This is a genomic window from Stappia sp. 28M-7, from assembly GCF_014252955.1.
Taxonomy (GTDB): Bacteria; Pseudomonadota; Alphaproteobacteria; order Rhizobiales; family Stappiaceae; genus Stappia.
In genome coordinates, this window is record NZ_JACMIA010000001.1 from 1,470,554 (window position 1) to 1,483,174 (window position 12,621).

At 66.8% G+C, this 12,621-nt stretch carries 12 protein-coding genes; 7 read left to right on the forward strand and 5 right to left on the reverse strand.

Features of this window, described 5'->3' with window-relative positions; translation table 11 throughout:
* The first annotated feature begins 19 nt into the window (after positions 1–19).
* From H7H34_RS06445 to H7H34_RS06455, 3 genes are read left to right on the forward strand one after another with little or no spacing between them, the layout of a single operon-like run.
* Positions 20–886: a prohibitin family protein gene (locus H7H34_RS06445; protein ID WP_185924636.1), complete on the forward strand. Its 867-nt coding sequence runs from the start codon at positions 20–22 to the stop codon at positions 884–886.
* A gap of 4 nt (positions 887–890) precedes the next feature.
* Positions 891–2,267 carry an ABC transporter substrate-binding protein gene (locus tag H7H34_RS06450; protein ID WP_185924637.1) on the forward strand — a complete coding sequence of 459 codons (1,377 nt, stop codon included), beginning with the start codon at positions 891–893 and terminating at the stop codon, positions 2,265–2,267.
* Positions 2,264–2,485 (forward strand): hypothetical protein, encoded by a 222-nt coding sequence (locus H7H34_RS06455; RefSeq protein WP_120269025.1) that lies wholly within the window; start codon positions 2,264–2,266, stop codon positions 2,483–2,485. Before H7H34_RS06450 ends, H7H34_RS06455 begins: the two co-directional genes overlap by 4 nt.
* Before the next feature lie 208 nt (positions 2,486–2,693).
* Here the strand turns inward: H7H34_RS06455 and H7H34_RS06460 are convergent, their stop codons facing one another.
* From H7H34_RS06460 to H7H34_RS06470, 3 genes are all read right to left on the reverse strand, one after another.
* Positions 2,694–3,332, reverse strand: coding sequence for a YcjF family protein (locus H7H34_RS06460; RefSeq protein WP_185924638.1), 639 nt, complete (start codon positions 3,330–3,332; stop codon positions 2,694–2,696).
* A gap of 186 nt (positions 3,333–3,518) precedes the next feature.
* The gene (locus tag H7H34_RS06465; protein ID WP_147421864.1) at positions 3,519–4,247 is read right to left on the reverse strand and encodes a DUF697 domain-containing protein; all 729 of its coding nucleotides are present in this window, start codon (positions 4,245–4,247) and stop codon (positions 3,519–3,521) included.
* Complete coding sequence (locus H7H34_RS06470; protein WP_120269028.1) at positions 4,244–4,900, reverse strand: ParA family protein; 657 nt, start codon at positions 4,898–4,900, stop codon at positions 4,244–4,246. Before H7H34_RS06470 ends, H7H34_RS06465 begins: the two co-directional genes overlap by 4 nt.
* Before the next feature lie 206 nt (positions 4,901–5,106).
* On the opposite strand from H7H34_RS06470, the gene H7H34_RS06475 reads away from it, so the two are divergent.
* Entirely contained in the window at positions 5,107–6,936 is a 1,830-nt protein-coding gene (locus H7H34_RS06475; protein ID WP_185924639.1) for a glucosamine inositolphosphorylceramide transferase family protein, read from the forward strand.
* Here the strand turns inward: H7H34_RS06475 and H7H34_RS06480 are convergent.
* Together H7H34_RS06480 and H7H34_RS06485 are read right to left on the reverse strand one after the other, a co-directional pair.
* On the reverse strand, positions 6,863–7,852 hold the full coding sequence (locus H7H34_RS06480) for a hypothetical protein (protein ID WP_185924640.1): 990 nt from the start codon (positions 7,850–7,852) through the stop codon (positions 6,863–6,865). The genes H7H34_RS06475 and H7H34_RS06480 overlap by 74 nt on opposite strands.
* Positions 7,853–7,891: 39 nt before the next feature.
* Positions 7,892–8,461: a DUF2585 domain-containing protein gene (locus H7H34_RS06485; protein ID WP_185924641.1), complete on the reverse strand. Its 570-nt coding sequence runs from the start codon at positions 8,459–8,461 to the stop codon at positions 7,892–7,894.
* Positions 8,462–8,641: 180 nt separating this feature from the next.
* Here H7H34_RS06485 and H7H34_RS06490 point away from each other — a divergent pair, with 180 nt between their 5' ends.
* The 3 genes from H7H34_RS06490 to H7H34_RS06500 all read left to right on the forward strand — a co-directional run bounded on the left by H7H34_RS06490 (position 8,642) and on the right by H7H34_RS06500 (position 12,585).
* On the forward strand, positions 8,642–10,282 hold the full coding sequence (locus H7H34_RS06490) for a peptide chain release factor 3 (protein WP_120269032.1): 1,641 nt from the start codon (positions 8,642–8,644) through the stop codon (positions 10,280–10,282).
* 230 nt (positions 10,283–10,512) lie between these two features.
* Entirely contained in the window at positions 10,513–10,986 is a 474-nt protein-coding gene (locus tag H7H34_RS06495; protein WP_067222624.1) for an NUDIX hydrolase, read from the forward strand.
* Positions 10,987–11,088: 102 nt separating this feature from the next.
* Positions 11,089–12,585 (forward strand): inorganic phosphate transporter, encoded by a 1,497-nt coding sequence (locus H7H34_RS06500; RefSeq protein ID WP_185924642.1) that lies wholly within the window; start codon positions 11,089–11,091, stop codon positions 12,583–12,585.
* Positions 12,586–12,621: the final 36 nt, after the last annotated feature.

Genomic DNA, 12,621 nt, shown 5'->3' on the forward strand with positions numbered 1-12,621 from the left:
AGACTGGCGAGTCGGCCGAATGGCGCTGGACGATGAGTTCGAAGATTATGAAGAATTTCTTCGCAGCGAACGCCAGCGTCGGATCCAGATCTATACTTTGCTGATTTTGCTTTTGTTCGGGGTCGGGCTGGTAACGCTCTGGAACAGGGTGGTCGTCACGATCCATTCGGGCGAGGCCGGTGTGCTCTACCGCTGGATTTCCGGTACGGACATGAGCAACATCTATGGCGAAGGGCTGCACATCATGTGGCCCTGGAACCGGATGTATGTCTACAATGTCCGCTTGCAGACCGAGCAGCGCCAATACAGCCTGCTGACACAGGGCGGTCTTCCGGTCGATCTGGAAATCGCCGTCCGCTACAAGCCGGACCTGCGCCTGCTGCCGCTGCTGCATGTCACGGTCGGCCCCGAATATCTCGACAAGGTCGTGTTTCCCGAGACCGAGGCGGTGCTGCGCCGGGCCGTCGGCCAGTACGCTCCCGAAGAGGTCTATACCAGCCGCCGGGGCTTCCTGGAGTCGATCGTCGTCAACAGCCTGACCAATGTCGAGGACCGCTACGTCATCATCGACGACGTGCTGGTGCGCAATGTCGAGCTGCCGGCGGCCGTGCGTCTTGCGGTCGAGCGCAAGCTCACCCTTCTGGAAGAGCAGAAGGCGTATGAATACCGGATCGGCATCGAGAAGCAGGAAGCGGAACGCAAGGCCATCGAGGCGGAAGGCATCCGCCGCTATCAGGACGTCATCAAGCAGAGCCTGACCGAGGACCTGCTGCGCTGGCAGGGCGTGCAGGCGACGAAGGAACTGGCGTCGTCTCCGAATGCCAAGACAGTCGTGATCGGATCGGGCAAGGACGGGCTGCCGCTCATCCTCGGCGGCGACAGGTAGGCCGATGGCCAGGAAGCCTTTCGCCAGAACGGTCCGGCCGGCGGGCAAGACAACCCGGTTCCGGGTGGTTGCCGGCATCCTTGCGGCCTGGCTCGCGCTGTTCCTCGTCATCGTCGTGTCGAGCGGCATTTCTGTCGGCGACCGCATTGTCGCCTATATCGACATCATTCGCGGCAACACGTCGAGCGCCCTCAAGATCGCCCTGGTCTATGCGGAGGGCGACGAGGTCAACAGCTTCACCAACGGCGCCCGGCTCGCCGCTGCGAAGGTCAACGCCTCCGGCGGCATTCTCGATCAGGATCTCGAGCTTGTCCTGTATAGCGAGGAGGTGGCCTATGGTGACGGCGGCTTCGAGGCGACGGTCGCGCGCACCATGCGGCTTGCCGGCGAGGTAGCGAACCAGAACGGCCTGTTCGGGGTGATCGGCCACGAGTGGTCCGACACGGCTGTCACCGCGAGCGCGATCTACAACCGTAACGACATTCTGTATCTTGCCACCCACGCGACGGCTTCCTCGCTGACCAATCACGGGTTCTCGCTGCTCTTTGCCCTGCAACCGGACAACAGCGACAATACGGAAATGGTCGCGCGCTATGCGCTTGCAACCGGGTTGAAGCGCTTCCTCGTGCTCACCGACAAGAGCGATTACGGCAAGGAGGCGGGCGACTTCTTCAGCGCGGTCGCGACCTCGCAGGGCGGCGACGTGGTGTTCCGCGGCTATCTGCCGGGGAGCCGGGGGTCGATCGACCAGCTGATCATGTTCATCCTCGACAACAATGTCTTCGGCCGGGGCGACTACGACGCGTTCTTCGTTGCCTCCGCGCTGTCGCACGATACGGCCGAGTTCATCCGCAGGGCGCGCGAGCTCGGCCTCCCGCAGCCGGTGCTCGGCCTGGAATACATGTTCTCCAACACCGTCGAGACCCTTGTCGGCAAGCAGAACATGAAGGACGTTGTCGGCGTCTCCCTCTTCGACAGCGAAAGCGTCACGGATCTCTCGATGGTCTTCGTCAACGAGTACCGCAGCAAGTACGGCATGATGCCGGACCTCAGCGCGGCGCTCGGCTATGATGCGGTGATGCTGTTGAAGGAGGTCACCGAGCGCACTGGCTCGCGGGACCCGCGCAAGATCGCCGACGCGCTGAAGGTTGCGCGTTATGGCGTGCCGTTCGAGGGCGTTACGGGTAAGCTCGTGTTCAATACGAGTGGACTTATCACCGACACCGACGTCTTCGTCGTGCGCCACGACGGGACGCGGTTCCAGACGGTGGCGAGCTACCGCAAGCCGCTGGAGTGGTCGGCAGAGCATATCAGGACCGGCGGGGACGATGGCGCGCTGATATCCGATCCCGCCGCCAAAAGGGAGCACACCGTGCCATGACGCTCTTCGTCAATCCGTGGATCCTGTTCATCTGGGTGATCGCCAGCTGGATCATCGGCATGCTGGGCCGCGACACCCGCTTCGGCTTCGTCGGCAACTTCCTGGTCGCCTTCCTGTTCAGTCCGGTCGTCGGCATCATCGTCTTGCTGGCCTCCGACCGCTGGACCGGTCTGGGCAGCCGGCGCCGCGATCCGCGCCACCGCTCGGGCCGCGTCTGAACGGTTCCGCAAGGCCCGCCTGACGAGCGCCGCGCGAGGCCGCAATCCGTCAGCGGCCTTCGCACCCGCGTGGGGCGGTATCCCGTTTCCCGTTGCAAACGAAAACGCCGCGAACGCTGGCTCCAGCATTCGCGGCGATCGTGTATTCGAAGGGGCGAGGGGCAGCGCCAGTGATAAAGCCGCCCCGATCCCCCGTCAGCATAAGTCGTCAGGACGCCTTGGCAACCGTCTCCTCGACGGTCTCGGCCGCCGCCTCGGCGCCGCTCTTGGTGCGGTCGCGCGCGCGCTTGGCCAGTTCCTTGCCCTTCTCGAACTGCTCCTTGTAGAAGGCGCGCATCTTGCTGGCGTCGAAGTCCATCAGCGAGCCGCCGTCCTCGTAGTGGCGGGCAATGGAGCGACCGACCGCGTAGGTCGAGGCGCCTGCCACGACCGGCAGCGATACCATGCCGACCATCCAGCCGATGCCGGGGATGAGCTTGGTGGCGCTTGCCGCGACCGCATAGCCGGCCCCGTAGCCGAGCACGCCGCCGGCCAATGCGTAGATCACCTTGCGGCCCATCTTGTCGGAGAAGGGCTTGCCGTAGAGCTGCGACAGCTTCTGGATCATGCGCATCTGGATCGCCACCACTGCGGCGATGTCGAAGATCGCCACCGGAACGATGCTGGCCGCCACGGAGGCAAGCACATAGTCCTTCGTCAGGCTCTCTGCCGTGAGCTGGCGGGCGATGTCGTCGTCGGACAGCGTTGCCGCTTCCGGAGCCTCACCCTCGATCACGTCCTCCACGTCCGCCTCGATATCGGCGTCGCTTGCTGCGGCAGTCTTTTCGGCAGTGCTCTTGGTTGCCATCCAAACTCTCCTGGTACAGTCCGAAGGCGCCTGATGCGCGAGGATCCGAAATGCTGCCGCCGGAAGCGGGCTGAACGATTTCCGGGAAATTCCGACGTTACGGTACCCTTTCGAATCGAAAAAGGAAAGGGTTGCAACCTGTTGCGGGCCTCGTTTCGGCGCGATTTTCGCCGGCTTGAACCCGTTTCAGTTTCCGGCACCGTCGACGGGCTCGCCGCGCTCCAGCCGCTCCAGGAAGACGTCGCCGATCACCCGCGTTAGTCCGACGGCGGCGGCGGCGGTCACGGTCATGCCGACAAGGTTCGGGCCCGGAGCCATCCTGAGCAGGCTGGTCGTGGTGAAGCTGGCGATGCCCGGCGCGCCGACGCCAGCCAGCAGCGATAGGGCAATCCGGCCGCTGCGGTCGCGGTCGAGCGGGATCTTGTAGCAGCGTGACAGTTCCCGCAGCATCCGCGCCACCAGTGCGGCGACGGCGGCAAGATCGACCCAGGGCAGCGGCACGAAGCCGGCGATCCCTGCCAGCGTCGAATGCCGCTCGATGATCAGCCGCGCCCGGGCCCGGCGCAGCGCACTGCCGGTCGGCGGTCGCGTTGCCAGGGCGCGTCCCTTGGGCGGCGGCGCCTGCGTGCGTTCCGCATCTTCCCGTTCCGCGGTGGTCTGAGCCTTGCCTTCCGGCTGCCCGCCAGAGGTCGTGGCAGAGGCGTTGGCAGGAGCCTCAGCCCGCGCGTCGGCCTCCGGGGCGGGGGCTGACTGCGGCGGCGCGGCCTTGGCGGCAGCCTTGCTCGCCGGCTCGCTTGCCGGCGGGGGAGAGGGGGGCTGCGCCTGCGGGGTATCCTGCGCCTGCTCCGCCTCGTGCATCTCGCGGCGGATGTCGTGGATCGTGCGCTGCAAGGTCCTGGGGAGTTTCCGGCTCACGCGCTGCGCACCTTTCGTGTCGCCAGCAGGGCCTCGACCTCGCCGGCCAGTTCCTGCACGTCCTGCGCCGCCGCGCCGTCCGGCTGGGTCAGCGTCGGCGTTGCGCCATAGAGCGCGGCCTCCGCATAGGACACCCGGTTCTGCAGCTCCTGCCGCAGCAGCGGAAAACCGGCTTCCTCCAGCTCGGCGCGGATGTGGCGGGCGATCACGCTGCCCCGCGTCGTCTGCGTCAGCACGCAGCGGAAGGTCGGGGCCCAGCCCTGCACGCCCGCCATCAGCAGACCCACCGTGTCGGTCATCCGGTCGACATCGAGCGGCGACGGCTTGACCGGGATCAGCACCAGGTCGGCGACCGCAAGGCCTGCCGCGGTGATCTCGCTGTCGAAGCCCGGCGTGTCGACGACGATCAGGTCGTAGTCGCCTGCCTGCTCCTTGACCGCTTTCCACATGTCGCGGTCGGCGCGGGCGATCACCGGAAGTCCTCCGAGCGCCTGCTCGCGCGCCGCCAGGCGCAGTACGGAATGCTGCGGGTCGGCATCGACCAGCAGGACGCGCCAGCCGCGCATCCGCCAGTTGACGGCAAGGCAGCTGGCAAGCGTCGACTTGCCGCTGCCGCCCTTCAGCGACGCGACGGTGATAACCTGCGCGCTCATGGCCGAAACGCCCCCTTAAGCTGATTCCCCGTTTGCACTGCGTTAACTATAGCGCAGTTCGCAGGGGCGGGATGCCCATCCGGCGAGCAGGTCCGACTGTTCATGGCGCGCGGTTCTTCGGGCGCGCTTGCGCTCATCGCCCTTCTCCGACAAGAACGCATACGCCGGGGTGCGCTCCCCGTCTTCGTGCCGCCCGGGATCCCTTAATGTCGCTCACACTCGTCACCGCCGCCGATGCCGCCTTTGCGCCGACGCTGGCCCAGTATCTGGCAAGCGTGAAGGCGCGCGGGCTCGACAGCGATGCGCGCATCGCCGTCTACGATCTCGGTCTCGACCCGGGCGAGCGGGGACGCCTTGCGACGCGGTTTCCGTTCGCGGAATTCCTGCCCTTCAGTCTCGTTCCCTATCCCGCCCATGTGGCGCCCTCGGCGGGCACTTATGCCTGGAAGCCGCTTGTGATCGCCGATGCGGCGGAGCGGTTCGGCGGGCGGATCTTCTGGTTCGACAGCGCAACGCTCTTCCACGGCACGCTTGCAGAGCCGCTCGCCGAGCTTGCCCGCTGCGGCGTCTACACCCTTTCCGGCCAGTCGAACCTGGCGCAGCGCTGCGCCGCCGACGTGCGCGCCCGCCTTGCCGTAGAGCCGGCCTTTCTCGACCGCCGCATCCGCGTCAGCGGCGTCGTCGGTTTCGACCTGGAGCAGCCCACGGCTCGCGATATCCTCATCGACTGGGCGGAGCTGGCGCTGGCCCCTGCGGTCTTCACCCGCGCCGACCGGGCCAGCCACAACACCGACCAGGCGATCCTTTCGATCCTGCTGTTCCGGGCCGAGGCGGCCGGCCGCCTGGTGCTGAACGACGGCGATATCGACATCAGTTCGCCGCGTCCGGTGCGCTGGATGAGTTCACGCAACAAGCTCGATCCGGCCCGCCCGCGCTGGACCGATCCGCTCGCCCGCCTCTGGTATCGGCTCTACAAGGCCGGCGACCGGGCGAACCTGCGCTGGCAGGATTTCTACCGGCGTCGCATCCTCGGCATGCACCGTTGGCCGAAGGAGAACTTCCGCACCTACGTGATGCGCGCGGGCGATGCCGCGCCAACGCCGGTGCCGTGCCCTGCGCTCAGCTACTACGCCGATCCCTTCCTGTGGCGGCGCGACGGGCGGCTCTGGCTCTTCGTGGAGGAATTCCGTTATCCCGAGCAGCTCGGCCGCCTCGTTGCCATGGAGCTCGGCGAGGACCTGCGGCCCGGACCGTTGATGCCGGTCCTGCCGCTGCGCGAGCACGCGTCCTATCCCTTCCTCTTCGAGGCGGACGGCGCGCTCTACATGCTGCCCGAGACCTGCTCGCTGCAGGCGCTCGACCTCTATGTCTGCGACCGGTTCCCCGACCGATGGCGCCGGGTGCGGCGGATCTTCGAGCAGGCGGATGCCGTCGACAGCGCGCTCTTTCGCCATGACGGCGCCTGGTGGATCCTCACCTGCGGCAAGCCGCTGGGGCAGGACGGCGCGCGCACGCTGGCCCTCTACCGCAGCGAGGATCTGCTGACCGGCACGTTCGAACCGCACCCGGTCAATGCCGAGGGCATCTTCGCCGATGGGGACTACGGCTTCGGCCGCGGGGCGGGCAGCATCCTGCGCGACGAGACCGGCCTTCTGCGCGTGATGCAGAAGAACCTGACCTATTACGGGCAGGGCGTAGAGGTTCGCCGCATCACGCGCCTTGATGCGGGAGGCTACCGCGAGGAGCCGGCCGAGAGCGACCATCCGCTGGCGCGTCTCGCGGAGCTTGCCTCGCCGCACCACATCGCCCTGCATGACGAAGTCGTCGCCTTCGACGTGCGCGCCCGCGTCGGTTTCGTCTCAGGACTGCCGTGGATCGGCCGCCGGCTCAATGCGCTCGACCCGGCGGCCAAGCGTTTCCTGTCGGGCGCGCCCGGGCTTGCTGGGGAGATCGCTGCGGCCGTCAGCGCGGCGTGTCGCCGCCTGCGGCCAGTCGATGGCCGCCCACCGTCCAGCGATCCGCCATGTGACGGATGACGATGGTGTTGTTGCGGCTCTCGGGCGTGCCTTCGCCGCTGTTGACCTTACCCAGGCTGTTGGCCCGGTAGAACGATTGGCGGGTGATCATCTGGAAGCCCGCACGTGCCGCCGGCACCACGTATTTGCGCGCCGCGCAATGGCCGGAGATCCACACGTCGTCGACATAGAACGCGGACGGCGGGGCGCCGCGATGGGTCAGCATCCCCTCCATGTCGGGAAAAAAGCGCGGCCGCACCAGATAGCCGGAAAACCCTTGCAGGATATCGATCTCGTAGCGCTTGCGCAGCCGGCGAGCGCGGATCGGTGCGGGCGGTTGCATGTAGAGATTGCTGCGGATCGTCGTCGGGCGGTCGGTCAGGTCGGCCGGCACCACCCAGCCGGAGAGGCCGATGGCCGCATCCCGGTCGACCTCCGCCTCGCTCGCCAGCACCTTCAGGAAGTCCGGCGGATAGATCCGGTCGTCGTCTACCACCACGATGGCGGCATCCGCATCGAGAGCTGTGAGGCTCGGAAACAGCTTCGTCGCCGGGCCGAAATCCTCGCAGCGCACGATGGTGACCGTCGCAAGCGCAGACAGCCACTCGGGGATCTCGTAACCGCAGTTCTCCCGGCGCGAGTGATGCGGCACGTTGAGACGGATTTCCGCCGGCGGCAGCGACTGGTCGAGCAGGCTCTTTAGCGTCATGCCGATATGCTCGATGCGGCTCGGGATCGTCGTCAGCGTCACCACCGGGCCGCGAGACGTTGCCGCCTGCGCCTTTCTATCCAGCTCGGCGATGTCGCGCCGTGCCAGCCTGCGCGTGCGGAACAGGTCGGCAATCAGCGTCTCGCCTTCGAAGAAGTCGTGGACGGCGATGGCCGTGGCGACACCGCCGCCGATGGCTGCGAGCGAGAGCGGTAGAACGAAGGACATGGAACTCTTTCCTCGGCCTTTTGTCGGCTGCCTCGGCGCTCAGAGCGCCTGTTGCCACTCGCGGATCGCGTCCACGGGCCAGACCAGCATCAGCACGTTGAGGGTGAGGTTGTCGCGGATGACGGCGAGCGCGACCAGCTCCATGGCGATGGCCAGCAGAACGGTCACCCAGACCGGCAGGCGCAGCGCCATCCAGAAGCCGACCAGCATCCACACCACGTCGAAGACCGAGTTCAGCACGCTGTCGCCGGTATAGCCGGCCGCGATGGTTGCCTCGCGGTAGCGGTCGATGATCCAGGGGCTGTTCTCGACGATCTCCCACACCGCCTCGATGACGATCGAGCCGACCGCCCGCCAGCCCATAGAGAGCCGGGGCGTCAACAGGTGGAACAGCCCGTAGAACAGCATCCCGTGGATGATGTGCGAGGGGGTGTACCAGTCGGAGATGTGCTGCGAATTGTCGGAGGAGGTGACGTCGGCGGTCCACAGCTTGATCTCGCCGCAGGTGCAGATCGGCACCCGCCCCATGGCGAGCAGGATGATGGCGGTCAGCGCGATCAGGGCGAGCGCGACGAGAAGGGGGAGGGCGCTTTTTCGCGAAAGCGTCATCGACGGGGTTCCTGCGTTGGGGCAGTTTCGGGAGAAGGGCTTCGCATGAGCCGCCAGCTATGGGCGGTAACGCGGCCATGCGCAAGCGGCACTGGAATTTGCCGGCGCAAGCGACTAGACCTCTGTCCACGAAAAGCGGGCCGCAACCGGCACCGCGCCACGAAATTCCATGGAGAGCGCATGAGCCTCACCGAAGCCCAGGCCGACGGCGGCCGGGACACGGCGCCGGACGCGGCAAGCCACCTGTCGCGCCGGACCTTCGCCATCATCTCGCATCCGGACGCCGGCAAGACGACACTGACGGAAAAGCTGCTGCTGTCGGGCGGCGCCATTCGTGCTGCCGGTCAGGTGCGCGCGCGCGGCGAGCGCCGGCGGGCCCGTTCGGACTGGATGAAGATCGAGCAGGAACGCGGCATCTCGGTCTCGTCCTCGGTCATGACCTTCGAGCGCGACGGCATCACCTTCAACCTGCTCGACACGCCGGGCCATGAGGACTTCTCGGAAGACACCTACCGCACGCTGACCGCCGTCGACGCGGCGATCATGGTCATCGACGCGGCCAAGGGCATCGAGACGCAGACGCGCAAGCTCTTCGAGGTCTGCCGCCTGCGCGACATCCCGATCATCACCTTCGTCAACAAGATCGACCGCGAAGGCCGCCACCCGCTGGAGGCGCTGGACGAGATCCAGGAGGCGCTCGCCCTCGACGTGGTGCCGATGACCTGGCCGGTCGGTATGGGCTCGGACTTCTTCGGCGTCTACGACTGGCAGGCGAAGCGCTTCCTCACCTCCTCCGAAGGACGCGGCAACCGCTTCGACTCCATCGTCGACGTCGCCGGCCTCGACGATCCCGCGCTCACCGAACGGGTGTTCCCGAACGTGCTCGCCGAGTTGGAGGAGAATGTCGAGCTCGGGGCCGAGGCCTATCCGGCCTTCGACCGCGAGGCCTTCATGGAAGGCCACATGACGCCGGTCTTCTTCGGGTCGGCGCTGCGCGACTACGGCGTTGAGGAAATCATCCAGTTCATCGCCCGCTTCGGTCCCGCACCGCATGCGCAGCCGGCGACGACCCGCGTCATCCGCCCGGAAGAGCCGAAGGTGACCGGTTTCGTCTTCAAGGTGCAGGCGAACATGGATCCCAAGCACCGCGACCGCATCGCGTTCGTGCGCCTGTGCTCGGGCACCTTCCGGCGCGGCATGAAGCTGAAGCATGTGCGGGCCAACAAGACCATCGCCGTGTCCGCGCCGATCTTCTTCTTCGCCGAGGAGCGCGAGCTCGCCGAGACCGCCTATCCGGGCGATGTCATCGGCGTGCCCAATCACGGCCAGTTGCGCGTCGGCGACACGCTGACGGAGGGCGAGGAGATCCACGTCACCGGCCTGCCGGCCTTCGCGCCGGAAGTGCTGCGCCGCGTGCGTCTGTCCGACACGATGCGCGTCAAGCAGATGCGCCAGGGTCTGATGGATCTCGCCGAGGAAGGCCTCGTGCAGATCTTCAAGCCGCAGATCGGCTCCAACTGGATCGTCGGCGTGGTCGGCGTGCTGCAGCTGGACGTGGTGGTCGACCGCCTGCGCAACGAATATGCGACGGAAATCGGCTTCGAGGCCGCGCCCTTCAGCACCGCGCGCTGGATCGAGTGCGACGACGAGCTGAAGCTGCGCAAGTTCCTGGAATCCAACCCGTCCAGCGTTGCCGAGGACCGCGACGACCGGCCCGTTTACCTTTTCAAGAACTCTTGGGAGGTAAACTATGTCGGAGAGAAGAACCCGGACATCCGCTTCCGCGAGACCCGCGAGATCGTGCATACGCCGGAAGGGTGAGCGTGAGGTGCGCCGCAGGCCGCTTCACGGCGCATGCAAGTGCAGGGCAGGGACGCAGAAGGCGTAATGAGTGCGCCTTTTCCTTGCATTGCACAGCAATGCATCCTATTTAATACCAATGCGCCGTTTGTTTGACGGCTTCATGATTCCACGCGTTTCGTCAAAGGCTAAGTGACCGAAGGGGGCTTGTTGCCATGGCCCTGGCATTCCCGACCGTACCGAAGGCATCGATGCGCGCGTCCCGTGTGATCGAGACCCTGCGCCTTTGGCTCGGCGGCAAGCCGGAGGCGGTGCAGGTCGCGGCCCTTCCCTGGCGGCGCGATGCTGAGGGGCAGCTCCTGGTGCTTCTCGCCACCAGCCGCGATACCGGACGCTGGGTCCTGCCCAAGGGCTGGCCGCAAAAGGGCCGCTCGCTCAGCGAGACGGCCGCCGTCGAAGCCTGGGAAGAGGCCGGCCTGTCCGGTCGTATCGGCAGCGATCCGCTCGGCAGCTATTTCTATCGCAAGCTTCTCGACAATGGGCTGCCCCGCCGCGTGCGCGTGCAGGTCTTCCCGCTGGCTGTGACCGAAGAGGCGCAGGACTGGCCGGAAAAGGGCCAGCGCGAGCTGCGCTGGTTCCTGCCCCACGAGGCTGCCCGCAACGTCCACGAGCCGGAGCTCGCCCGTATTCTCGGCAATGCCCGTCTTCTGGAGGAGTTGCGGTGATCTCGGTCTTCGTCTCCGCCTTCGGCGGCAGGTGACAGCCTTGCAGCCTTCATCCGTGGCGACCGTCGCCGGATCGTTATCTTTTGCGCGCAGCATGGCGCCATGAGCGACGGCAAGACCTCCCGCAACCGCAACACCATCGACAAGGACCTCGACAAGTTCACCTATGTCGAGGAAGCGACAAGCTATCTGTCGCGCTCCTATGTCACGCTGGGGTTCGGCTTCCTCTTTCTCGTGCTCGTCGGCAGCCTTGCCAGCCTGCTTGTGGCCGAGAATTCCCACTGGTTCCTGCTGACCGCGGCGCTCGTCCTGGGCGGCTACATGGCGCTGAACATCGGCGCCAACGACGTCGCCAACAACATGGGCCCGGCCGTCGGCGCGCGCGTGCTGACCATGGGCAGCGCGCTGGTGCTTGCGGCCCTGTGCGAGAGTGCCGGCGCGCTGCTGGCTGGCTCCGGGGTGGTCTCGACCATCGCTTCCGGCATCGTTTCGGCCGACCAGTTCGCGCGGCCGGGCGATTTTCCGCTGGCGATGCTCGCCGCGCTTGTCGCTGCGGCCCTTTGGATCAATCTGGCGACGGTGATCGGCGCGCCCGTGTCGACGACGCATGCGGTGGTCGGCGCGGTCGTCGGTGCGGGGCTGGTCTCTGCCGGCTCGGTCGCATTGGACGGCTTCACGCTGATCGCCATTGCCTCCGGCTGGCTGGTCTCGCCGGTCCTGGGCGGGGTATCCGCCGCGGTTCTGCTGTCGATGATCCGGCGGTGCATCCTCAGGGGCGACAACCGCCTTGCGGCCGCACGGCGCTGGCTGCCGGTGATCTTTGCGACCATGGCGGGCACCTTCACGCTCTACCTGATCCTTGTCGGGCTGCCGTCGCTGCGCGATTCCGGCCCGGTTCCGGTCGCGGCGCTGGGCCTTGCGGCGGCCGTGCTTGCCTTTGCCGTGTCGCGCCCGGCGGTGACACGCGCCTCTGAAGGGTTGGACGACCGCAATCAGTCGCTGCGCAAGCTGTTCCGGCCGCCGCTGGTGGTTGCCGCCGCCATCCTGTCCTTCGCCCATGGCGCCAATGATGTCGCCAATGCGATAGGTCCGGTCGCCGCTATCTTCTCCGCCCTCGGCCAGGACGGCATCGCCGCGCCCGGCGGCGGGTTGCTGCTTCCCGTTCTGATGGTCGGTGCGCTCGGCATCTCCCTCGGCCTGCTGCTGTTCGGCCCGCGCCTGGTGCGCATGGTCGGCGAGCGCATTACCCGGCTCAATCCGATCCGCGCCTTCTGCGTGCTGCTTGCCACCGCCATCACCGTGCTGCTCGCTAGCGCCGCCGGCCTGCCGATCTCCTCCACGCATACGGCGGTCGGGGCGATCTTCGGCGTCGGCTTCTACCGCGAATGGACGATGAACCGCGAGCGCCGCCAGCGCCTTGCGGAAAATGCCACGGAGCTGCTTGCCCCGCCCGACGGCAGCGAGCCGGCCGATATCCGCCGCCGCATGCTGGTGCGCCGCGCCCATGTGCTCACCATCATCAGCGCCTGGATGGTAACGGTCCCCGCCAGCGGCTCGCTCGCCGCCATCGTCTGGCTGCTGCTCTCCGCCGCCCTTTGACGGCAATGCCTGCGCGCCGTGTCCTGCCTCGGACCG